Source organism: Chitinophaga polysaccharea (assembly GCF_007829335.1).
Lineage (GTDB): Bacteria > Bacteroidota > Bacteroidia > Chitinophagales > Chitinophagaceae > Chitinophaga > Chitinophaga polysaccharea_B.
Genome location: NZ_VIWO01000002.1, coordinates 127157 through 148736, shown reverse-complemented (window position 1 = coordinate 148736; position 21580 = coordinate 127157). Strand labels below are relative to the sequence as shown.

At 47.9% G+C, this 21580-nt stretch carries 20 protein-coding genes; 13 read left to right on the top strand and 7 right to left on the bottom strand.

All coding sequences use genetic code 11. The features are described from left to right. Positions 1 to 13: 13 nt before the first annotated feature. On the bottom strand, positions 14 to 1102 hold the full coding sequence (locus tag FHW36_RS08670; RefSeq protein WP_145665717.1) for a hypothetical protein: 1089 nt from the start codon (positions 1100 to 1102) through the stop codon (positions 14 to 16). 365 nt (positions 1103 to 1467) lie between these two features. Between FHW36_RS08670 and FHW36_RS08665 the strand changes: the two genes are divergently transcribed. Together FHW36_RS08665 and FHW36_RS08660 are read left to right on the top strand one after the other, a co-directional pair. Next, entirely contained in the window at positions 1468 to 1959 is a 492-nt protein-coding gene (locus FHW36_RS08665; RefSeq protein ID WP_145665715.1) for a BON domain-containing protein, read from the top strand. Positions 1960 to 1983: 24 nt separating this feature from the next. Further along, positions 1984 to 2406 carry an SH3 domain-containing protein gene (locus FHW36_RS08660; protein WP_145665712.1) on the top strand — a complete coding sequence of 141 codons (423 nt, stop codon included), beginning with the start codon at positions 1984 to 1986 and terminating at the stop codon, positions 2404 to 2406. A 59-nt stretch (positions 2407 to 2465) separates the two neighbouring features. Here the strand turns inward: FHW36_RS08660 and FHW36_RS08655 are convergent, their stop codons facing one another. Together FHW36_RS08655 and FHW36_RS08650 are read right to left on the bottom strand one after the other, a co-directional pair. Beyond that, the gene (locus FHW36_RS08655) at positions 2466 to 2903 is read right to left on the bottom strand and encodes an acetyltransferase (RefSeq protein ID WP_145665710.1); all 438 of its coding nucleotides are present in this window, start codon (positions 2901 to 2903) and stop codon (positions 2466 to 2468) included. A 51-nt stretch (positions 2904 to 2954) separates the two neighbouring features. After that, the gene (locus FHW36_RS08650) at positions 2955 to 3383 is read right to left on the bottom strand and encodes a hypothetical protein (RefSeq protein WP_145665708.1); all 429 of its coding nucleotides are present in this window, start codon (positions 3381 to 3383) and stop codon (positions 2955 to 2957) included. Positions 3384 to 3624: 241 nt separating this feature from the next. On the opposite strand from FHW36_RS08650, the gene FHW36_RS30465 reads away from it, so the two are divergent. Beyond that, entirely contained in the window at positions 3625 to 4551 is a 927-nt protein-coding gene (locus FHW36_RS30465) for a nuclear transport factor 2 family protein (protein ID WP_186452353.1), read from the top strand. A gap of 41 nt (positions 4552 to 4592) precedes the next feature. On the opposite strand, the gene FHW36_RS08640 is transcribed toward FHW36_RS30465, so the two are convergent. Continuing rightward, a complete protein-coding gene (locus FHW36_RS08640) occupies positions 4593 to 6584 on the bottom strand; it encodes an alpha-L-arabinofuranosidase C-terminal domain-containing protein (protein ID WP_246121118.1) in 1992 nt (663 codons plus the stop codon). Between the two features lie 212 nt (positions 6585 to 6796). Beyond that, positions 6797 to 7723 carry a glycoside hydrolase family 43 protein gene (locus FHW36_RS08635; RefSeq protein ID WP_145665706.1) on the bottom strand — a complete coding sequence of 309 codons (927 nt, stop codon included), beginning with the start codon at positions 7721 to 7723 and terminating at the stop codon, positions 6797 to 6799. 287 nt (positions 7724 to 8010) lie between these two features. On the opposite strand from FHW36_RS08635, the gene FHW36_RS08630 reads away from it, so the two are divergent. Next, complete coding sequence (locus FHW36_RS08630; RefSeq protein WP_145665703.1) at positions 8011 to 9360, top strand: SMI1/KNR4 family protein; 1350 nt, start codon at positions 8011 to 8013, stop codon at positions 9358 to 9360. A 35-nt stretch (positions 9361 to 9395) separates the two neighbouring features. On the opposite strand, the gene FHW36_RS30460 is transcribed toward FHW36_RS08630, so the two are convergent. Continuing rightward, positions 9396 to 9545 (bottom strand): hypothetical protein, encoded by a 150-nt coding sequence (locus FHW36_RS30460; RefSeq protein WP_186452352.1) that lies wholly within the window; start codon positions 9543 to 9545, stop codon positions 9396 to 9398. Between the two features lie 292 nt (positions 9546 to 9837). Between FHW36_RS30460 and FHW36_RS08625 the strand changes: the two genes are divergently transcribed. The 9 genes from FHW36_RS08625 to FHW36_RS08590 all read left to right on the top strand — a co-directional run bounded on the left by FHW36_RS08625 (position 9838) and on the right by FHW36_RS08590 (position 19294). Further along, the gene (locus FHW36_RS08625) at positions 9838 to 12270 is read left to right on the top strand and encodes a TonB-dependent receptor (RefSeq protein ID WP_145665701.1); all 2433 of its coding nucleotides are present in this window, start codon (positions 9838 to 9840) and stop codon (positions 12268 to 12270) included. A 306-nt stretch (positions 12271 to 12576) separates the two neighbouring features. Further along, positions 12577 to 13011: a rhodanese-like domain-containing protein gene (locus tag FHW36_RS08620; protein WP_145665699.1), complete on the top strand. Its 435-nt coding sequence runs from the start codon at positions 12577 to 12579 to the stop codon at positions 13009 to 13011. Between the two features lie 8 nt (positions 13012 to 13019). Then, positions 13020 to 13682: an ArsR/SmtB family transcription factor gene (locus FHW36_RS08615; protein WP_145665697.1), complete on the top strand. Its 663-nt coding sequence runs from the start codon at positions 13020 to 13022 to the stop codon at positions 13680 to 13682. A 13-nt stretch (positions 13683 to 13695) separates the two neighbouring features. After that, the gene (locus FHW36_RS08610) at positions 13696 to 14949 is read left to right on the top strand and encodes an MFS transporter (RefSeq protein WP_246121117.1); all 1254 of its coding nucleotides are present in this window, start codon (positions 13696 to 13698) and stop codon (positions 14947 to 14949) included. Positions 14950 to 15313: 364 nt separating this feature from the next. Next, entirely contained in the window at positions 15314 to 15487 is a 174-nt protein-coding gene (locus FHW36_RS30455; RefSeq protein ID WP_186452350.1) for a hypothetical protein, read from the top strand. A gap of 25 nt (positions 15488 to 15512) precedes the next feature. After that, the gene (locus FHW36_RS08605; RefSeq protein WP_186452349.1) at positions 15513 to 16733 is read left to right on the top strand and encodes an Imm26 family immunity protein; all 1221 of its coding nucleotides are present in this window, start codon (positions 15513 to 15515) and stop codon (positions 16731 to 16733) included. A gap of 216 nt (positions 16734 to 16949) precedes the next feature. After that, positions 16950 to 17825 carry a beta-1,6-N-acetylglucosaminyltransferase gene (locus tag FHW36_RS08600; RefSeq protein ID WP_145665692.1) on the top strand — a complete coding sequence of 292 codons (876 nt, stop codon included), beginning with the start codon at positions 16950 to 16952 and terminating at the stop codon, positions 17823 to 17825. Next, the gene (locus tag FHW36_RS08595) at positions 17794 to 18165 is read left to right on the top strand and encodes a sugar 3,4-ketoisomerase (protein WP_145665690.1); all 372 of its coding nucleotides are present in this window, start codon (positions 17794 to 17796) and stop codon (positions 18163 to 18165) included. Before FHW36_RS08600 ends, FHW36_RS08595 begins: the two co-directional genes overlap by 32 nt. Then, positions 18143 to 19294 carry a DegT/DnrJ/EryC1/StrS family aminotransferase gene (locus FHW36_RS08590; protein WP_222429030.1) on the top strand — a complete coding sequence of 384 codons (1152 nt, stop codon included), beginning with the start codon at positions 18143 to 18145 and terminating at the stop codon, positions 19292 to 19294. Before FHW36_RS08595 ends, FHW36_RS08590 begins: the two co-directional genes overlap by 23 nt. Here the strand turns inward: FHW36_RS08590 and FHW36_RS08585 are convergent. Then, positions 19279 to 21576 (bottom strand): aminotransferase class III-fold pyridoxal phosphate-dependent enzyme, encoded by a 2298-nt coding sequence (locus FHW36_RS08585; RefSeq protein ID WP_145665688.1) that lies wholly within the window; start codon positions 21574 to 21576, stop codon positions 19279 to 19281. The two genes, FHW36_RS08590 and FHW36_RS08585, sit on opposite strands and share 16 nt — an antisense overlap. Between the last annotated feature and the right edge of the window lie 4 nt (positions 21577 to 21580).

Below are 21580 nucleotides of genomic sequence, written 5' to 3'. Positions count from 1 at the left end.
TATATTTAGACAACTATCTAAATATAAAAGTAGGTAAAAGAGAGTAATCCACAAAATATTTCGGGACAGGATAAGAAAGTGGGCCCGTGCAGGCCGTAACAAAGACAGCGTCGCTGTTGCCGGTATGCCGGTCGAACAGCTGGCTCACCGTATACTTCACTTTCTTATAGCTGTTTCTTTCCAGGACCAGGTTCACGCGACGGCTGGCAGCGTTGGCGTAGTGATGGGGGTTATGGAGCAGGAAGCCGGGGTTGTCGGCCAGGAGGCTATAGCTTCTCTGGCCGGCGCCCAGCGTGTAGCCCTGTGCGTTATTGAAGCTCACAGGGGTCAGGATAGACTGGCGGTATACCTGGTTCAGGAATCCGTTGCGGTTGGTATTTGAAAAGGCGTCGGCGGCATATTGGAAGGCGCCGGCGATGCGGAGCCATTTTATCCGGGCGATGGCAGTGGCGCTGAGTTCTTTGTGATAGTTGTTGTTGTCGCGTATTACCGTGTTTTCATTGCTATGTGCCAGGTACAGGTTGAGCTCCACTATATTATTACGTTGCTGCATCAGCCTGGATTGCAGGTCGAAGCGCTGGGTAAAGCGGCTGCCGGTGCGAAAGATATCGTTCCTATAGGCGATGGCGTTATGCCCGTTGCCTGTACCGGCAGGCACCAGTTTCCCGTTGATGTCCCAGGGGTAGGTACTGCCGTCGAATTCGAGGCTCTGCAGCATGGGGCCATAGCTAAACAGTTCATTGGTGGCTGGTCTCTGCCAGGCGCCGGAGTGGCCTTGTACAAACTGCGCCTGCAGGGCGGGCTGCCGGTTAACCGTTTTCAGTTCCATGGTAGCGGAATAGGCGCCATTAATATATAATGTGGTGGGGTATTGCTGGCGCATGACCAGTTCATCGCGGCGAACGGCCAGTTTCAGGAGTGGCGCATTGGCAAACGCCATTTTCTTCACCTGGAGCGGGCGATGAGTGGAATACCTGGATGGGACTATACCGTCGGCGTGTATCAGGCGTTGATAGTCGCTGGAAATAACCGGGGTTACCGGCTTATTTTCCTGGGCCATTAACCCGGCGGGGAGCAACAGTAAACAGCATAAACATTTCAAAGGGATATATTTTTATTTTTCTCAATATAAATACCTTATATTATCGTATATATGTCATTGTTATCCGGGTAAAAACATAGAACTAAAATTTATGTAAACGCCATAAATATTTATTAACCAGGACGATACTTTCAATATAATCTGTCTTTTTATCGTTGTTTGGCGGCATGATGCGGAGGTGGTATAAATTCCATACGGGGTTTTAAAAAAATGGGGGATTTTTTGAGGTAGATAAAAAAACGGCATGATTTTACAGGCTGAAGCGTCGTATTAAAAAATAAACAACATACAATGGCGTGATGGCCAGTTGAAAAAAGATACTTAACTTAAGAATTATTATTTCATTACTAAAACACAGTATGACTATGAAAATGAAACACCTGACCTCACTCGCCCTTGCTGCAGGACTTATGTTTATGATTTCCTGTAAATCAAAACCTAAAGATGCGGACATCAAAGCTGCGGTAGTAGCGGCTTTACAGTCGAGTCCCGGCGTTAGCGCTGATGTAAAAGATGGTGTAGTTACGCTTACAGGAACCGTTGCTAGTGAAGCGGACAAAGATGCGGCGGAAAATACCGCCAAAGTAACAGCTGGGGTAAAAAGCGTGGTAGACAACATTACCGTAACGCCTCCTCCTCCACCTCCTCCGGCAGCCCCTGTTGCCACTGCTGATGATGCGCTGAAGACTTCAGTAGCAGATATCGTAAAAGATTTTCCTGGTATTACAGCAGATGTAAAAGACGGTGTTATTACTATCACCGGAGAAGCAAAAGCAGATCGCTGGAAAAAACTGAAAATGGCATTGGATGCGTTGAAACCGAAGAAAGTTGATGCTTCCGGTTTGAAAGTAAAATAATTTCCACCCCTAAATTTATTAATCATGGCATTACAGGATAAATACAAAGAGCTGATTGATGCAGCTAAATCCTCCGGCACCACCAATCTCCAGGTAGCTGAACAGGATGGCGTATTACATATTGATGGCGAAGCACCCAGCGGCGCTGTAAAAGACCAGCTGTGGGACATTTACGGCAAGATAGATCCTAACTTCCTGGCCGGCGATGTAGTCATGAACATCAATGTAGCCACGGCAGTAGCGGGCGCTAAACTGACGGTGACTACTGACTCCACGAACCTGAATATCCGTAAGGGTCCGGGCACTGATCAGCCGATTGTAGGTAAAGCTGCGCACAATGAAGTGGTTTCACTGATCAGCAAACAGAGTGACCAGTGGTGGTTAATCCGTACTGATGGCGGAGCAGAAGGGTATGCCTATGCGCAATACCTGACGCCTGTTGAGTAAGCACGAGTAAGAGATCATAAAGGAAAAAGGCTGTATGTGTACAGCCTTTTTCCTTTTTATTATAGTGCCATGTGTAATAATGGAAAAGGTTTTCCCATCCCATCGGTGGCAGATCGTGCTGTTACCCGGAAGCCCATATGTAAATAAAAGGCAACGGCCTGTGGATTCTGTTCGTTCACATCGACTGCTGTGGCGCCTTGCTGCGCTATAGCGTAGTTCAACAGGGCTTTGCCGATTCCTTTACCGTGGGCATCGGGATGAACAAATAACATCTCTATTTTATTCTCCGCCACACCAATGAACCCCAGCATATCACCATTTTTATTTCTCACACAGCGCAGATTAACAGCTGGCAGGTATTCGTTTAAAATAAGCGGTTTAAAAAATTGAATATCCTCTTCCGTTAAAAAATCGTGCGTAGCCCTGACGGCGGCTTCCCATATGGCAACTATGCCTGGGAAATCGGCTGATCGCACGTTGTCAATCACTGGTATCATCCTACAATAATACAGCTTTCCGGTTTAACGGGGAAGTATACACGAAATCTATCAGGGTTGTACATATTTCAGTCCTGCTGGTATCATGGTTTTGCTTTTGTTATAAATATCTACGAACAGGGTAATCGTATCTTTTGAAGTGGCGGTTACGAAAACATATTTATCCAGTATGCCGGGTTTGGCCACGCCAAACCGCTCGCTGACAGCGGTGGCGGAACGCCCGGGGGCCGGTACCGAGATGCGTTTTATCAGCACCAGCGCCTGGTTATCTGCCGTCACTAATCCGGCCAGGTAATCCATTGTATGGAGGATGCTTCTCTCCACATTACCTTTCTTAAGTTTTACAGGGTTGGCCGCTGTATAGCCATAAGAACTGTCATTGGCAGCAGGCAGCGAGGCAATCTCCTTCTGCGCAGTAGCGTTACCCATTTGGGTAGTCAATAACAATACACATGAAATTTTCCTAAAGTGGCATATCATAATTTGAGGGTTTACGAGAATTTCTACTAACTAAACATCACAGGATCATAATGGAATTTCAGGGATCAACTTATTAAAGATAATATAAAAAATAACACCGCCAGCACTGGACAATACTTACCGTTGATCCATATTTATTTGAAAACTATGTAATATGCATTGCATACTACCATTAAATACCCATATCTTTGCATTACACCAATCATCCATTTATACAGTATCTACAGCTAAAAATCATGTCATGACCAGACACATTAAATTATTTACGATTATAATAGGCGCGCTATCCCTCCAGGCGATCGGCGCCCGGGGACAGGCAACAACGGCGCTTTATGGGACTTTGAAAGCGAAGGACAGCCTGTTGTTTGATATTGCCTTTCACAGCTGCAATGTGCAACGGCTACACGAAATCTTCGCTCCGGACTTTGTATTCTATCATGATAACGGGTCTGATGGTCCTACCGGCACGCAGTCGCTGACCAATTTTATTGAAAACATCCAGCGCCGCTGTACGAGCCATACGCCGGAGATGCGCCGTGAAATTGTGGGCAACAGCCTGCAGGTGATCCCGGTCAACAGCCTGGAGGCCATACAAACGGGGATACAACGCCTGTATGTGCTATCGGAGCAGGGAGGAGAACGATTGGTGGAGGAATCTAAATTTACGCGCAACTGGAAAAAGCAGGGCAACGACTGGAAGATGGTGAGTGAGCTGGACTATGCGGTGAAAACCAATTTTCCTGATGCCGGGCAGCCCCGTTATGCCCCTAACCCCTATGTGCCCTCTGCTGAACCATTATATGCAGTGATTGCGCGGCAAGACAGCCTGTTCTTCCATGCTTATAACAACTGCGATATGGAAACGATGACCAATACATTCAGTGACAGCCTGGAATTTTATCATGACCAAACAGGCTTGAGTGCTTCCAAAAAAGACGTGCTGGAGTCTACCCGTAAAAATATCTGCGGCAAGGTAAGCCGGGAACTCGTGCCTGGCAGCCTGGAAGTATACCCGATTCACGGGTATGGCGCGGTGGAAATAGCCTATCACCGGTTTCATAACAATCAACAGCCAGTGGGCACCCCGTCTAAAGCCAGTAAGTTTATTGTGCTCTGGAAAAATACGGATGGCCATTGGCAGATATCCCGGGTTATTAGTTTGCACTAATACCTGATCCCGGCGCCGGTAATGCCGGCGCCGGGGAATGATTAGTCTTTCGTTTTTGCCCGGATCACGGACAACGAATAAGGAGGCAACGTATAGCTCAGGGTTTCCCCGGGTTTAAAGTCTGTGGTCTTGATCACTGCTTGCGTGGACGTTTTGCTTTCACCGCTGAGAACAGTGATGACAGCCATTCCTGAACGTGTTCCCAGCGGAGGCAGTGAGGCAGTAGCGGTAACCGGCGTATCACCGGCATTTACCAGTTTGATAATCACATCGCCGGTTTTGGTATCCTTTACGCAGGAAGCGCCGGCAGTATGGCTGTCGGCTGGTGAAAACGATACCACGTTATCATAATACACGTCACCATTGTTGCGGGAAAATAATTGCTGCACATAATAATTGGGCGTCAACGACACGCTGTTGCCGGTGAAATAGATCAGGTTGGGGTTCCAGGAGGTATGGGCCGTTCTGGCCAGCAGCGGCGCATAAGACGCCATGCTTACCACATCGCCGTTGCGTTCCAGTCCCGTCATATACAAGGCTTCCGACATGGCATTGAACAATGTATTTCCTTTAGAGGCATACTCGCCTATATATACTTTGGAACCGTTGCGGTTGTATTGATCATAGCGGTGGGTATGCGCCAGGAACCATTCAGGGTTCTCATAGTAATGTTCGTCCATCATTTGCCAACCATATTTGTTAGCAAATGCCCAACCTTCCTCAAAGTCCTCTCCTTCAAAACCGGGGCCGGAAGTACCGATCAGCGTGATGTTCGGGTATTTCTTCTTCACCGCGTCGTAAATCATTTTAAAACGCTCCCGGAATTCAGGTGTTTGCTTGTCTTCATTACCGATGGCCAGGTATTCGAGATGGAAAGGCGCCGGATGGCCGGCAGCGGCTCTTTTAGCGCCCCATTTAGATGTGGCGGAGCCATTGGCATATTCTACCAGGTCGAGTATCTCTTGAATATAACCCGACATATCTGCCAGGGGCAGGGCTTTTTGCCCGGTACCGCCGATGGCCCAGGTACCGCCGGAGTTCTGGCAACTCACCGCCGCAGGTACTACCGGCAAGGGTTTGGCGCCAATGTCTTCGCAAAACTGGAAGTACTCAAAATACCCCAGGCCGGTGGACTGGTGGTAAGACCAGATATTTCTTTGCTCCTTCCGCTCTTCCACAGGGCCGATGGTATTCTTCCAGCGATACATATTATCGAGTCCATCGCCGTGGACCAGGCAGCCCCCGGGGAAGCGCATAAATTTCGGTTGCAGATCGGCAACAGCCTGGGCCAGGTCCGGGCGCAACCCGTTTGTTCTTCCATGGAAAGTTTTATGCGGAAATAAGGACACCATATCGATAGCCAGTATGCCTTTGGTTTTGGCTACAATGGCCAGCCTGGCGCTATCGTCGCTCTTGCCGGGCGTGAGTGCCAGGGAATATTTTTTCCAGCTTTTGGCAGCCGCTGTAAAGGTCGTTTCAGCGTAAATCTCTCCTTTCTTACTTCTCAACTGTACCGTCACCGGGATCGGTTGCGCCGACAACAAGCGGGTAAATACCGAAAAGTCGTACTGCTCCCCTGCCCTGATCACAATGCCATCGAAACCATCATTTACCAATCCTACGCCTTCCTGCCCCGCATCGTCTACGTTGAGCACCACATAATGCGGGTTATTGGGATGCACCGGCGCTTTCGTTTCTACCGACAGGGAGCCATATCCATAGCCTTTGGTGAGGTACTCCCACGCGGTGAGGGAATGCCAGTTTCTGCGATCGGCCGGCGTATATTCGAACGACCTGTTCTGGATCAGTTCTGCGTAAAGTCCTCCATCCGCTGCATAGCTGATGTCTTCGAAGAAGATACCAAACAAATTGGGAGAAATAGCTTTCGCAGGAATACCATTTACCGGTTGCCCGGCTGTTTGCTGTTGTGCATAAGTAACGTTGGCAGACAAGCTGCAGAGGGCTGCTGCCAGGCATGCTACCATACCAGGGAGCGTTTTTTTGGCAGCATACCATTTGTTTTTGTTTTTCATAACCGTGAATGCTTTTCCCGGCAGTGTTGTACATCCTGCCGGCTGTTTTCAACGGAAAAATAATAAATTATTTTATTAATCGTCAATTTGACAATTATTTATTGAAAAGCTGAAAGCGAAAAACAAAAAGCTATTGTGAAGAAGACTTTAGCGAATATTTAATATTCGCTGTAATCATCCTCCACGATAGCTTTTTGCTTTTTGCTTTCTGCCTAATCTTTCAGCTTACTATATTCTTCCCGGGTAATGGCCACCACTGTTCCATGGCGGAGCCCTTTAGGCATGGTCAGTTTATCGGAGATGTCGGTCCAGGTTTTCCCATTGTCTTCCGATTTTATGGCGCCATAGCTGCCCTGGGTGTATTTATCAAAATAAACGATCCACTTCTTCCCTCTTTTCAATACCGTAGGACCTTCCGCCCAGTATTGACCAGTGATGGGCGCTGACGGCTTTCCGTATCCCCTGGTCAATTTATTGCTGACCGCAAAGCGGATATTTTTTTGTGGCGGCTTCCGGGTTTCATCTTTCAGAAACATCACGTAGCGATTGTTGTCGGGTATGATGGTAGCATCTATCACGTTGAATCCCTGGTCGTACAGTACCCGTGCAGGCGTGAACTGCTTAAAGTTCTTAGTGGTAACGTAATACAGGCGGTGGTTGTATTTATCGTCGCCGCTGGTATCACCGGCAGGGAAACGCCCGGGAATGGTGGTAGCCCAGTAAATCATGTAGGTTTTACTGCGGGCATCGTAGGTGATTTCCGGCGCCCAGCAGTTGAGTGCGCCGGGCTCGTGCTCCATAACGGGAATGTCTTGCTGGGCGGACCAGTGCAGCAAATCCGGGGAAGAGGCATAGCCAATCCCTTTTTCATTCCAGCTAACCGTCCACACCATGTGAAACAATCCATCGGCGCCGCGGATTACGCAAGGATCGCGCATGAGCTTATCTTTTCCTGCGGTAGGCTGCAGGTAGGAACGGCCATTGTCCAGTTCCTTCCAGGTATAGCCATCCTCGCTATAGGCGAGGTGGAGCCCATCCTGCCCATTATCTTTAAAATAAGAGAAAATGTATATTGAATCCTGCGCTGTTGCCGCCTTCATCACGCTTATCAGCAAGATAAACATCCAGATTTTCTTCATAAATACTATTACCGTTTTAGTTGAGCGATACAATATACCGGTTTTCCCGTTTAAGGAAGAACCGGTTTTCATAGGTTTCCGTTTATACGTAAGCGATGCTTAAAGGTGCGATCACGTGGAATTTTAGCAATACTATAGCGGCGTCTAATTAATTGTCAACTAAACATTTAATTGCAAGATACAAATATCTCTTCATAAATAATAAAAATAACCGGCGGCAGGTAATATCCGGTTTAGTACCTTGCCATTGAAAAAAAGAGAATGTTTTCTTGTTAACCGGAACAACAATGTCAGTATTTGAAAAACAGATCAGCAGGATAAAGGCCAAATTAGTTCTGGCACGTGAAGCAGACAGCGAACATAAAACGTTTGGCGCGAGCGATCATCAATATATTTTGCATACACCGCTCAAACCTGAGCAGGTAGCGGCGTTTGAACTTGCTCAGGAAATTATGTTACCTGCCTGTTATAAAGCCTTCCTTACCGCCATAGGTAATGGAGGCCCTTCCTACATGGATTCCGCCGCGGGGCCATTTTATGGTATTTATCCGATGGAAGAAAATACAGACGAGTTTATCGGAGCACCTTCGGATTACCTGCAGCAGGCGGTGAACATCTATCCCGGTATGCCGGCTGCTTATTGGGAAACGTTAAAGCATGACCTGCTGGTCGATAATCTGGCAGACGACGTATATACAGCGGCGTTAGGCCGGGTATTTGCCGGCATACTGCCTATTGGCTCGCAGGGCTGCAGCTATTATCACGGATTACTACTGAATGGCCCGCACGCCGGCCGCGTGGTAAATATTGACCTGGACCTGGCGCAACCAGTGTTTTCCTTTGCTGATAATTTCCTGGACTGGTATGAGGGCTGGCTGGACGAAGTTATTTCCGGCGATCTTACTGCCGACACCGCTCCCTGGTACGGCTACCGGCGGAGCGGAAGTATGGCCGTCCTGCTGGAACAATATCAATCGTCCACGGACCCGGTGTTTAAAACGGAATGCCTGAATGGTATCGTCGCGAAAGCGGTATTGGGCAGCGTAACAACAGGCCAGTTGGAAATTGCCCTGCAACAGGCGGATCAGGCAACTCACCTGCAATGGCTGCAAATATTAACCAAGTTTGATTACAACCGGGCGAAACCTTATCTGTTGGCCTCCTGGGAAGAACACTTCCAAGACATCGTTAAATTTATTTACTGGTATGCAAAAAACCGTTGTGCAGAATGGTGTGCGTTGGTGACAACCCAACTACCGATGGTGCAGGACGGCGAAACATTCCGTTTCTGTACTTATCTTCTCACCGAGAGCCAATACCCGTTTGGCCCGTTAGTTGCGCCCTTTGTAAATCATGCGCTGGCCGATATACGTGTTACGGCGTTATATACCCTGGGCAAACTGGAAGATAAAAGCGCTTATCTCTCCGCTTTTATCAGCGGGTTGAAGGATGAATCGGAAGACGTTATACGCACGGCCCTACAGGCACTATCAGGAGTAAAAGATCCGCAGTTGTTGCCCATATACAAGCACCTCGCCTCCAAGCCGCACAGCGCCGACTCCTACATCTTATCTAATTTAAAACGACGATTAGAAGAATACCCGCTCACACTACAACAGTTGCAACAAATGCCATAGCAGCTATTACCGGGCATCGTTCAGCGTAGTAAAAATCATATCTGTGAGATCGAAGCGGGGGAAATCGCCGGTGTGCATCCACGGAAGCCCATCGCGTTATCTACCATCCAGGGACGGATATGGGTTTCTATACCATGTTCGCCCGGCACGCGGGCAAAGCTGGCGCAGTAATCCTGGGGAGACATTGGGCTAACGCTGTTAAAAAAAAACAAATTATGGCGATGGCAAGACAAGAATGCGTTATCAAAAAAAAGGTTGGTCCTATTGGCGGCGTAATTTTTTCCAGGTAGTACAAATGACCGGTGATGTGCATGGCCCCTTAGATATATAAAAATAAGTGTCAATTTAACATGAAATTATTACCCACCGGTGATCCCGATGTTTTTTCCGCATCGCGTAAATCAAATTCCGTATCGGATTATCTCCGGCGGGATAAGTACCCGAATTTTGCGCCAGCAAATTATTAAGCATAGGATTATGGATACATTACTGACAGGAAAATTTTTCAGCCGTACCCTCTGGTATGGATTGCTTATCAACCTGCTCTTTTACGGAGCGGGCTTCGCCTCCGACATCGACAACGGCGGCAGCATAAAAGGATTGGTTACTACCTCAGACAACAAGCCGGCGCCGGGCGTAGTGGTGGTATTAAAGGGCAGTAAGAAGACGACCGTAACAGACGACGATGGCACCTACCTGCTGCGTAATATTGTGCCGGGCCAGTACACCCTACAGGTATCGCTCACAGGTTATGAAACCAGCAGCCAACCGGTGACCGTAGTAAAAGATAAAACCATTACTATCAATCTCCGCCTGAATATATCCGAAAAGAATTTAAATGAAGTAGAGATTACCGGTACCCGAAATAAATATACGAAAAGCAACAGCGACTACGTAGCCAAACTGCCGCTCAAGAATATAGAAAATCCGCAGGTGTACAGTGTTATTTCGGCCGACCTGCTGAAAGACCAGGTAGTGAGCAGCTATGACGAAGCGTTGAATAATGCGCCGGGGCTGAGCAAACTGTGGTCCTCTACCGGTCGTGAAGGCGATGGCGCCGGCTACTATTCCCTCCGTGGGTTTGCCGTACAGCCTACGCTGGTAAATGGATTGCCTGGCTTAACTAACGGCGGCCTGGATGTGATCAACATAGACCGGATTGAAGTAGTAAAAGGCCCGTCGGGCACCCTGTTTGGCAGCTCCGTTATCTCCTACGGTGGTTTGATCAACACCATTACCAAAAAGCCTTATGATCATTTTGGAGGAGAGATCAGTTACACTGGTGGCAGCTATGGTTTGAACCGCTTAACGATGGACATTAACACCCCGCTGGATAGAGATAAAAAGGTGCTCCTACGTGTAACCGGCGCCTATCATGATGAAAACAGCTTCCAGGATGCAGGATTCGCGAAAAGACGTTTTATTGCTCCCTCCCTCACCTACAAAGTGAACGATCGCCTCACCCTGATGCTGAATACAGAATTCCTATCAGCCGAAAGCACCAATCCCACTATGTTATTTTTTGACCGCGGATCATCGCTGTTTGCCAAGAACCTGGCCGCGCTGGGATATGATTACCGGCGCTCTTATACCAGCAATAACCTGAGCATTAAAACGCCCACCTCCAGTGTGCAGGCACAGGCCGTATATAAACTTTCCGATACATGGACCTCCCAGACGATTGTGTCGAGAGGAACAGCCAAATCTGAAGGATATTATTCTTACCTGTATGAAGGGTCTGCCAGCACACCCGGGTTTCCGAACATTTCCCCTACTTTTGCCCGGTATATCAGCTACCAGAATGGTAGCACCAATACCACGGATATCCAGCAAAACTTCAGCGGTGATTTCAAAATAGGTCAGTTCCGCAACCGGCTGGTAGCCGGACTGGATTATTTCAGTCGCGGTTCCGTGAGCAGCGCCACCGGTTATGCCATGAACGGCATCATCAATATGGCCGGCGCCGACAATGGCATCCTTTCCAAACAGCATACTGATTCGCTGCTAAATGCATTGCCGCTGCAAAATGCCAACCTGAAACAGGATGTGTACAGCGCGTATGTATCCGATGTGTTTAACTTCCTGCCTAACTTATCAGCGATGGTAAGCCTGCGCGTGGACCATTTCACCAACGGGGGACTGACGCTCAATAAAAACGATAAGTACCAGCAAACTACCGTGTCGCCTAAGTTTGGCCTGGTATATCAACCTATTCCCAATACCTTGTCTGTTTTCGCCAATTATATGAATGGCTTCTCCAATGCCAACAGCGCACCTAAGCAGCAGGGCGACAACAGTATTAAAACCTTCAAACCTGAGCAGGCCAACCAGCTGGAAGCGGGCGTGAAAGCCAGCCTGCTGGGAGGTATGATCACCGGTTCCGTAAGTTATTACGATATCAAGGTGAAAAATATTATCATGGAAATCCCTCATCAGCCACGGTACTATAACCAGGGCGGGGAAAAATATAGCCGTGGTGTCGATGCAGAGATCACTGCCAACCCGGTAGCCGGCTTAAATGTCATTGCTGGCTATAGCTATAATGATAGTAAGATCACCAAAACAGACGCCACGGATTATATAAACAGGCGCCCCGAAGAAGCCGGTCCTCAAAACCTGGCTAACCTTTGGGTGACTTACAAATTCCAGCAGGGTGCTGTTAAAGGGTTTGGTATTGGTTTTGGCGGCAACTACGCCGGTGAAAACATTATCCTGAACCGCGCTACCACCGGTACTTTCACATTGCCTTCCTATACCGTGCTGAATGGTTCCCTGTTTTACAACACCAACAAATTTGGTGTGGCGTTTAAACTGGACAATCTCACTAACCAGATCTACTATAAAGGCTGGAGTACCCTGGAGCCACAGATGCCCAGGCGCTTTTCCGGTAATGTGACGTATAAGTTCTAAACTATTCTCATCTGTATAACCTACAGGCGCCTCTGCAGAGAGGCGCCTGTTTTAGTTTATGCCTTGTCCTTTTCTGACGCATGAATGTCCTTGGGTAGTTGCTGGTGGCGCAATACTTATGTATCATGACGAAGAGAAAAATTGTATTCATCTTGTTACCACAGGTAGAATTACCCTTGTGATAGAGCGGATGCTGGATTATCAGCCCTGACCTTTCCTGTTTCGTTACTTAGGAAGACACCTAAATCTATTCAATAATTTTGTTGAATAGTTAAATATCCCCTACTTTCGTCAAAAAAAGAGCTTATGAAGTATTTCTCTTTGTTGATGATGGGGTTAATAGCCTGTATACAAGGCTTATCAGCGCAACAAAAAGCAGAACCCTGGACACCTGCACAGTTAATGGCGCCAGCGGTATTGGCAGATGCCATTACCCATCAAAAAGATGGTAACCTGCTCATTTTATCCGTAGGCCCGGGCGCAATTATCAAAAACAGTATTGACATAGGCCCTGCATCAGATGCAGAAAGTTTAGCCAAGCTTAGACAGGTTTTGAAAACTACTGACAAAAATAAAGAAGTAGTGATCTACTGTGGCTGCTGCCCATTTGATAAATGCCCGAATGTTCGGCCCGCATTTAAAACGTTGACCGAAATGGGATTCAAACAGGCAAGGCTATTGAACATTGAGAAGAACGTGAAAGTAAACTGGATCGATCAACATTATCCTACTCAAAAATAGTGTGCGGTATGACGAAGCGGGCGTTTAAGGACAAAGTGTATGACGAGTTATCGAAGATCACGAAGGCGATGGGTAATCCCCATCGCCTGGAGATCATTGACCTGCTGGGGCAAGGTCCTTTTTCCGTAGAACAGATTGCCAACCATACGGGCATGTCGGTGGCGAACGCTTCTCAGCATTTACAGGTATTGAAAAACGCGAAGCTGGTCAGCATCACGCGGGATGGCAACTTTATTTTATATTCCCTGGCAGGTGAAAACGTGTTTAATGCCTGGGCGGCCTTGCGTGCGTTGGGCATCGTGTATAACGCCGAAGTAGAAAAAGTGGTGAGTGATTTCCGGAAAGGATACGGTCCTATCGAGAGCATTGATGCCGAAGCACTGGTTGCCCTGTTGGAAAAAGACAGGGTAATTTTGCTGGATGTTCGATCAGCAGAAGAATATAAGCGGGGACATATACACCGGGCGCTGTCTGCCCCGATAGATGAATTGAGCAGCATCCTGAAAACATTACCCAAAAATAAAACGGTGATTGCTTACTGCCGTGGTCTCTTCTGTGTGTTTGCCGATGAAGCCGTAGCCCTGCTGAAGAAAAAAGGCTATAAGGCGCAAAGGCTATATGAAGGTTTCCCTGACTGGGCCGCGAAGGGCTACCCGGTTACCACCAAATAATCAAGCTATTATCGTGGAGATCAAATTGGGATTAAAAGAAAACTGGCAGCAATTTGTGTTGCTGGTGCTGGTAAACTGCCTCGTGGGAGGTATGGTGGGATTGGAGCGTACCATAGTGCCCCTGGTAGGGTCAGAAGAATTTAAGATTGCCTCCGACATTGTTGTGTTTTCCTTCATCATTGCCTTTGGTGTGGTGAAAGCATTTACCAACCTGGTATCCGGTGTACTGGCCGACAAGCTGACCCGTAAACGGGTATTGATATTGGGATGGATCATCGGGTTACCCGTACCTTTTTTGCTCGCCTGGGGCCCGTCGTGGAACTGGATTATCCTGGCCAATGTATTACTGGGTATGAGCCAGGGTTTCACCTGGTCGATGACCGTCAACATGAAAATTGACCTGGTAGGTCCCAAGAAAAGAGGCCTGGCCATGGGCCTCAATGAAGCTGCCGGTTACGGCGCCGTGGGCCTAACGGCATTACTCACCGGTTACATAGCGGCGCAATATGGATTAAGACCCCAACCCTTCTATATCGGTATCGCCTATACGATTTTTGGATTGTTATTGTCTATTTTTATTATCCGGGATACCCGCTCCTATGCCACGCTGGAGGCCAGCCAGGTAGCTATTACTACCTCCGGGGAGCGGCCACACCGGCCTAACCTGTGGTGGGTATTTAAAGAAACCAGTATTAAAAATAAAAACCTGTTTGCCGTATCACAAGCAGGGCTTATCAATAATCTCAACGATGGTATGTCGTGGGGCGTATTCCCCTTGCTTTTTGTTTCCGCGGGTGTGGGCCTGGAAGGGATTGGCTGGATAAAAGCTATTTACCCGGTGGTGTGGGGTGTGGGGCAGGTAGTAACCGGGCCGCTGACAGATCGTGTTGGCAGGAAGCCACTGATTGTATGGGGGATGTTTACCCAGGCCGCCGGCCATGTAGTAATTGGTTTGTTGCTCTTCTCCCCTTTTATGTCCGGTATGATAGGCTCCGTGCTCTTAGGCGCCGGCACTGCTATGGTGTATCCTGCGTTGCTGGCCGCAGTGAGCGATGCGGCGCATCCTTCCTGGCGGGCTTCTTCCCTGGGGGTATATAGATTTTGGAGAGATATAGGATATGCCGTGGGCGCCGTTATGTCGGGCATTGTAGCGCAGCTGGTGGGGCTGGTTTGGGCTGTACATATTGCCGGTATACTTACTTTTTTATCGGGTGTGTGGGTGTTGATGAAGATGAAGGAGAGAAAGCCTTCTTTTTTCTCCAGGTAAGCAAATTGATAGGAGAAGTTACACGAGCTATCCAACGTCAAAATAAAATAACCGCCGGATAAATATGTAGAAAGCAAGTGCTACGATAAGTTCCTATTACGCGATTGACATTCCATGTGCAAGCCGATAATAATAACACTCCAATAAATAATAGTCGCTGCATATCTATCTCAGATATTCCTTAAAGTTAGAAAGGATTTTTACTGCTATTAGTAATTTTTCATGGCGCAAAGATGCCTCCCGAATATACACCGCTATCACTATAATCCTTAGATTTGAGTGCAGGCGATAGACACTTGAGGCAAAACCTATTCGGAGCTACCTGGTAACACTAGCCTTCGTTGTTTCGGGGTTAATACTAAAAATGCCCTGGGTAGAAACACTGGGAATCTTTGCCATTGTGGGTCCCAGCTTCTTCTGGTCGGGGTGGTCTGTGCCGCTGTATCTATATAAAGTAATTAAGGCAGCGGGCCCCCTGTTGAGAAGATACAACAGGACCGGCTATACGCAATATGGTAAGCTGGCAGCTATTTTGTAATTTGCCACTAATAGTACTATCGTATATGCCAGAATTTAGTAATGAACAACGGAAATATATTGGTTTGTGCCCCGTTGACCCACAATGGACACGCATCACTTTTCCCAAAGGACTGATCTGCTATTTTGACCAGGACATAATCCGCAAGGCACTTATACAAACCGTTACTTCCTATGCGGAATTCGACACAGCCATTACTACAAGGGAGCGAAGTAAAATTATTTCTCCCGGAGGCAAGGGTAAAGAAAAACCCATTTCCGTAATCAACATCAGTAGTTATCCGGGAAGAACAGTGAGTTTCGGGGTAGATATATCCCCGGTGGACCCGCTGCCGGAGATGGCCGGGAATGGTGAGCGTCCACCTGCTTACCAAACCTACTGGAGCTGGAAGATCGGTTCGCAAAAAGCCGATATCGAAAATAATGCACCGGTATTCAATGGTATGCAGCAGTTGGCCGATTTCTGGCAGCGACTCCCACAATTTATCCAGGGTTTGCCTGCTGATCACTTGGATAGATTAGCACAACTAAAAGAAAAGAAGGCGGGTAAAATCCGGCCGGTAAAGTTTAGAAGCGGCGACTTTTTTGCCGTGCCCACCCGATTTAGCCTGTATGGCGACCCTGTTGAATATGTATTTGGTCGGCACCTCCTGAATATTTCGGCATTGAGAAAAAGAGAGGTAGTAGATAAAGACCATCACTGGTATGACCTGATGACGGTTGTGCAGCTGGTTACGCTATACGATTTCAGGGCAGATTCCCTGGTAGTAGATTTGTTACTGCTTCAACAGCAAAAAACGTTACCGGCCTTCTATATGATGGATGACACTTTGATGCGCGGACAATATCCAATCATCGGTCATCTTCCCCTGGAGCCTGCTGAACTGAATTTCCCGATGCATTATGGCCGTTATGTAGCGTCGGCCAGGAAGGGATACTATTTCGGCTGGGGGCATGCCATGGTCACAGATATACCACCTATAGCAATAACAGTCCCGGAAGGTGTCGATTTAAATATTGATTTCAGGAATAATGGCGTCAGCTGCGGAGCACCGATAGATTTACTAGCCGATTTCAGGAATGGGCTGCCTCCTTTCTATAAGTATACCGACATTAACCATCCCGATAACCTCGCGATTAAAACAGCCCTTTTCAACAGCCTGGCGGTACCTGTAAACATTAGTTATGATGATTTTTGCCGGCAATTTGGTGCAAAAAACCGGGAGGAGCTACTGACGTTATCGTAAAATAGCGGGCACATCAATCATATCTGATCATGCGACCTGCGCACAATTATTTGAGTATTAGCACTGTTACAACAATTTACTACGGTACATTATGAATTTAAATGACTATATTTAACCCGGGTGATGATGATTGGTTACAGGAAGCAAACTTCCCGGGCCCGGCAGCACACCCCAGCACACCCATCATTCATACACAATTAATGTCGCCCGCAAAGTATGCGCATCGCCCATTTGATCCTTACCTACACTGATCCGCATCAAACGGAAAGGATGATCAAAAGATTATCTCATGAAAATTTTGACTTCTATATTCACGTAGATAAAAAGTTTGATATACAGCCACATTTATATTTGGGAACATTACCCAATGTATATTTCATACAGAACCGGCAAAAGGTTACCTGGGCCGCGTTCAGTACCGTATTAGCTACTTTTGCCTGTATCCGGGAAATTACAGCTACCGGAAGACGTTATGATTTTATCAACTTCCTGAGTGGCCAGGACTATCCGATTAAGTCGGCCGATTATATCAACGACTTCCTGGAAGCACACCGGGGAAAGGAATTTATAAGTTACCGAGACATTATCAACGACTGGAAAGAAGGGTGGATCCGGCTAAGAAAATATTACCTGACAGCATTTAGTTTTCCAGGGAAATATCGCCTGGAAAACGTGATCAATAAAGTGTTCCCCAGGAAGAAGGTCCCTTACGGACTACATCCCTATGGCGGTTCTATGTTTTGGATGCTGAGCCCGGACGCCGCTTTATATGTAGTGAACAGGGTAACGGAAGACAATAAGCTCCGGCGCTTCTTTTTCTTTAGCTGGGCGAGTGATGAGGTCGTTTTTCAAACGATACTGATGAACTCTCCCTACCGGGACAAAATTATTAACAACAGCTATCGTTATATAGATTGGTCGCGGGGTGGTGCAAATCCCAAAGTGCTGAATGCCAGCGATGCTGAAAAATTATTGCAATCCGACATGCTTTTTGCACGTAAGTTTAACATGACTAAGAGCCCGGAAATCCTTGATATCATTGATGAATATATACCGACCGATGGCAAAATTAATTCATATAAAAACGTTTAAAGACAATAGAGGATCATTAACAGTATTGGACGACGTGGTACCCTTTGAGATAAAAAGGCTTTTTTATATTTACTCCGTAGACAACTCCTCCAGGGGAGGCCACCGCCATCATACTACCGAACAAGCGGCCATCTGTATCCAGGGTTCCTGCCAGATCAGCAATCATAACAGTAAACTCGAGGAAGAATTTGTCTTGGACAGTCCTGATAAATGCCTGTTGTTAATGCCCGAAGACTGGCATGTCATGCATAGTTTTTCGCCGGATGCCATCCTGTTAGTATTGGCATCTACGTCCTTTGACCCAAAAGACTACATTTATGAGCCATATGATGCCATATGAACAGCCGTTTACTCAACAGCATAGCGCTATGAGCCATGCAATTCCATACGAAAATCTGAAGCGGCTTAACCATCCTTTTGAAGAGCAATTCAAACAGCAATTGGCACATGTCCTGGAAAAGGGCTGGTATATCCTGGGCGAAGAGGTAACTCATTTTGAACAGGAATTTGCAGATTATCATGGCTCAGCATATGCAGTAGGCGTAGCCAATGGTCTCGATGCCCTGATCCTTTCCCTCCAGTGTTGCGGTTTTGAAAAAGGCAGTGAAGTCATTGTTCCTTCCAATACCTACATTGCCACCATCCTTTCTATCATTCATTGCGGACTGGTACCGGTGTTGGCCGAACCATCCATACGCACCTATAATATAGACCCTGCCGCTATTGCCCCCCTGATTACGCCGAAAACGGTAGCTATCATGGTGGTACATCTATACGGACAATGCTGTAATATGGGACCGGTGATGGATATAGCCACCCAACATGGCCTTAAAGTAATTGAAGACTGTGCCCAGGCACATGGCGCCCGGTATAAACAACAACTGGCCGGCACCTTCGGCGACTTTGGCGCCTTCAGCTTCTATCCTACCAAAAACCTCGGCGCCCTTGGGGATGCCGGTGCAATTATCTGTAAATCCAAAACCGACTACCTGAAGCTCCGGCAACTCCGGAACTATGGCTCAGAAAAAAAATATCACAACGGTGTTATCGGGTATAACTCCCGGCTCGATGAGCTACAGGCCGCTTTCCTGAGAATTAAACTCCCTGCACTCAACAGCATCAACGAACATAAAAGAAAACTGGCAGACATTTATGCCGCCGGTCTGAATGATCAGTTTATGAAACCTGTGGTAGATCCGGACTATTTTCACGTCTATCATATCTACAATGTGCTCCATCCGAAAAGAGATGAACTGAAAAAATACCTGGCTGATCATCATATCGCTACGGATATTCATTACCCGGTAGCGCCGCATGACCAGCCAGCGTTGAAAGGATACCTCCGTCATTACCACTATCCCATTGCTACGCAGATCCACCAGCAAACGTTGAGTCTCCCCTGCTCTGTCATCCATACCGAAGCGGAGATTCACCAGGTGGTAGCTGTTATGAATCAATTCCCAGGATAAGAGAATTCTCCCAGTACCGTGTCCAGGTGCGCCAGCAACGCATCTGCATTTTCTTTATTAAATACCAATGGTGGCTTTATTTTGAGCACATTGTGCAACGGCCCGTCTGTGCTGATCAGGAAGCCCCGGTCTTTCATTTTCTCCACTACCACATCTATTTCCGGTACGGCGGGTTCCAGTGTTTCCCGGCTGCGCACCAGTTCCGCCCCAATGAACAATCCATGTCCGCGTACATCGCCAATAATCGGGTGCTTTTGCATCAGTTGTTTCAGCCCTTCGAGGAAATGCGCACCGGTATCAAGGGCATGTTGCTGCATTTCCTCTTCCTGGATGGCTTTTAACACTGCTCTCCCGGTGGCCATAGATACCGGGTTTCCGCCAAAGGTGTTAAAGTATTCCATACCATTATTGAATGCTTCCGCAATAGCCGGGGTGGTCACCACCGCTGCCAGCGGATGTCCATTGCCAATAGGCTTACCCAGCACCACGATGTCGGGTACCACCTCCTGTAGCTCAAAGCCCCAGAAGCAGCTACCCACGCGGCCGAAGCCGACCTGTACTTCGTCGGCGATGCATACGCCGCCTGCAGCCCTTACATGCTGGTAAACTTTTTCCAGGTAGCCGGCAGGCAGTGGAATTTGCCCCCCTACGCCCAACAGGGTTTCGCAAATAAAGGCGGCCACGCCTTTTCCTTCTGCTGACAAACGAGCAATTATATGAGCGACATCTTCCGCATAAGCTGCGCCGGCATTCTCCTGCCCATAGCGGAACTCGCCGCGGTATAGATCGGGATTCACCGCTTTATGCGTATGCGGTGGCTTACCAAAACCACCTTTACCGTCAAATTTATAGGGACTTAGCTCCATAGCCACCGTGGAAGTACCGTGGTACGCATGATCCAGTACAATCACATCTTTCTGTTTGGTAAAGTGCCGGCTCATGCGGATCGCCAGGTCGTTTGCCTCACTACCGGAGTTGGTAAAGTAACACACTTTCAGCTCTCCCGGCAGCGTGGCGGTCAACTCTTTGGCATAAGCTACCAGGTCGTCGTACAGGTAACGGGTGTTAGTGTTAAGCCTGGCGGCCTGTCGCTGGATAGCCGCTACCACAGTGGGATGGCAATGCCCTACATGGCTTACGTTGTTTACGCAGTCTATATAAGTACGCCCTTTTTTATCATACAGGTATTGCAATGCCCCCTTCCAGATTTTGAGTGGTTGCCGGTAACTGATACTGAGGTTACGGCCAATGTGTTGCTTTCTTTCTTCCAACAAGGGTTGGTAATCATCGCTGGCATTTATCAGCGATGGCAGGCCGGCTGCTATCCTGAAGGCATCTTCCGCCGCCAGGGGATTGATTTTGATCAGTTGATACAATAACGTCCAGGCGCCCTTTTCAGTAATAAAATGGAAACTGTTGTTACTGCCTGCAGCTGCCTGCTTGGCGGAGTTGGTAACGCTAATGCATAAACGCGCAGCGACCAGGTAGTATAGGCAACTGATTTCGGCTGATGTCAATGGCCACTCTTTGTGATAACCTGCCACTACACGCGCGGCCGCCGCCAGCGGGTCGGACTGATGTAACATGGCATAGGTACAAGCTACGGCTACATTGTTGACCAACTGGCTGTATACCATATCGCCGAAGTCGATAAGACCTGTTACGGCTTCACCGTGGACCAGCAGGTTATAATCGTTGGCGTCATTATGAATCACTGCCATGCGCAGCTGTGATAGTTGCGGCACTATTTCCGTTTCAAATTGTAACAGGAAATAGGCCACCATCCGGCGGCGCTCATGATCTTTAATTGCGCCCAGGTGTTCCCTGGCAGCCAGGGCATTCCGCAGGTCCCAGCTATAGATGCGATAGGCTGCGGGATGCGCAAAATCCTGCAATGCTTTATCCATTCTTCCAAGGAAGCTGCCCAGGCTGTTCCACAACGCGGGGGTATGCGCCGGCGCCTCTACCCATATTTTGCCGGGTAGGAAAGTGAGTACCCGCATATACCCGGCTGGGATAGCGGTGATTGCTTCGCCGCGTACATTCGGTTTTACCTGCTGAAAACCGGCTGACACCGGGGAATTAGCCAGGTGCGCCAGCGTTTTAATCTGTACATCCAGCAAATGCAGATCACCGCCGGCATTTCCTACCTTGCAGATGTATTGCTGACCGGCACTATCTTTCAGCAGATAGTTGCGTTCTTCATAACCATCCAGCGCCTGTACGCTGACGTCCATTCCATAGTGCTGCTGTAGAAGCGCTTTCATTGCCGATATCTCCATAATA

What these genes read in the sequence shown, in the direction of transcription:
- FHW36_RS08665 (WP_145665715.1), top strand. Translation starts at nt 1,468, where the DNA reads ATGAAAATGAAACACCTGACCTCACTCGCCCTTGCTGCAGGACTTATG.
- FHW36_RS08660 (WP_145665712.1), top strand. Translation starts at nt 1,984, where the DNA reads ATGGCATTACAGGATAAATACAAAGAGCTGATTGATGCAGCTAAATCC.
- FHW36_RS08655 (WP_145665710.1), bottom strand. Translation starts at nt 2,903, where the DNA reads ATGATACCAGTGATTGACAACGTGCGATCAGCCGATTTCCCAGGCATA.
- FHW36_RS08650 (WP_145665708.1), bottom strand. Translation starts at nt 3,383, where the DNA reads ATGATATGCCACTTTAGGAAAATTTCATGTGTATTGTTATTGACTACC.
- FHW36_RS30465 (WP_186452353.1), top strand. Translation starts at nt 3,625, where the DNA reads ATGACCAGACACATTAAATTATTTACGATTATAATAGGCGCGCTATCC.
- FHW36_RS08640 (WP_246121118.1), bottom strand. Translation starts at nt 6,584, where the DNA reads ATGAAAAACAAAAACAAATGGTATGCTGCCAAAAAAACGCTCCCTGGT.
- FHW36_RS08635 (WP_145665706.1), bottom strand. Translation starts at nt 7,723, where the DNA reads ATGAAGAAAATCTGGATGTTTATCTTGCTGATAAGCGTGATGAAGGCG.
- FHW36_RS08630 (WP_145665703.1), top strand. Translation starts at nt 8,011, where the DNA reads ATGTCAGTATTTGAAAAACAGATCAGCAGGATAAAGGCCAAATTAGTT.
- FHW36_RS30460 (WP_186452352.1), bottom strand. Translation starts at nt 9,545, where the DNA reads ATGTCTCCCCAGGATTACTGCGCCAGCTTTGCCCGCGTGCCGGGCGAA.
- FHW36_RS08625 (WP_145665701.1), top strand. Translation starts at nt 9,838, where the DNA reads ATGGATACATTACTGACAGGAAAATTTTTCAGCCGTACCCTCTGGTAT.
- FHW36_RS08620 (WP_145665699.1), top strand. Translation starts at nt 12,577, where the DNA reads ATGAAGTATTTCTCTTTGTTGATGATGGGGTTAATAGCCTGTATACAA.
- FHW36_RS08615 (WP_145665697.1), top strand. Translation starts at nt 13,020, where the DNA reads ATGACGAAGCGGGCGTTTAAGGACAAAGTGTATGACGAGTTATCGAAG.
- FHW36_RS30455 (WP_186452350.1), top strand. Translation starts at nt 15,314, where the DNA reads ATGCCCTGGGTAGAAACACTGGGAATCTTTGCCATTGTGGGTCCCAGC.
- FHW36_RS08605 (WP_186452349.1), top strand. Translation starts at nt 15,513, where the DNA reads ATGCCAGAATTTAGTAATGAACAACGGAAATATATTGGTTTGTGCCCC.
- FHW36_RS08600 (WP_145665692.1), top strand. Translation starts at nt 16,950, where the DNA reads ATGCGCATCGCCCATTTGATCCTTACCTACACTGATCCGCATCAAACG.
- FHW36_RS08595 (WP_145665690.1), top strand. Translation starts at nt 17,794, where the DNA reads ATGGCAAAATTAATTCATATAAAAACGTTTAAAGACAATAGAGGATCA.
- FHW36_RS08590 (WP_222429030.1), top strand. Translation starts at nt 18,143, where the DNA reads ATGAGCCATATGATGCCATATGAACAGCCGTTTACTCAACAGCATAGC.
- FHW36_RS08585 (WP_145665688.1), bottom strand. Translation starts at nt 21,576, where the DNA reads ATGGAGATATCGGCAATGAAAGCGCTTCTACAGCAGCACTATGGAATG.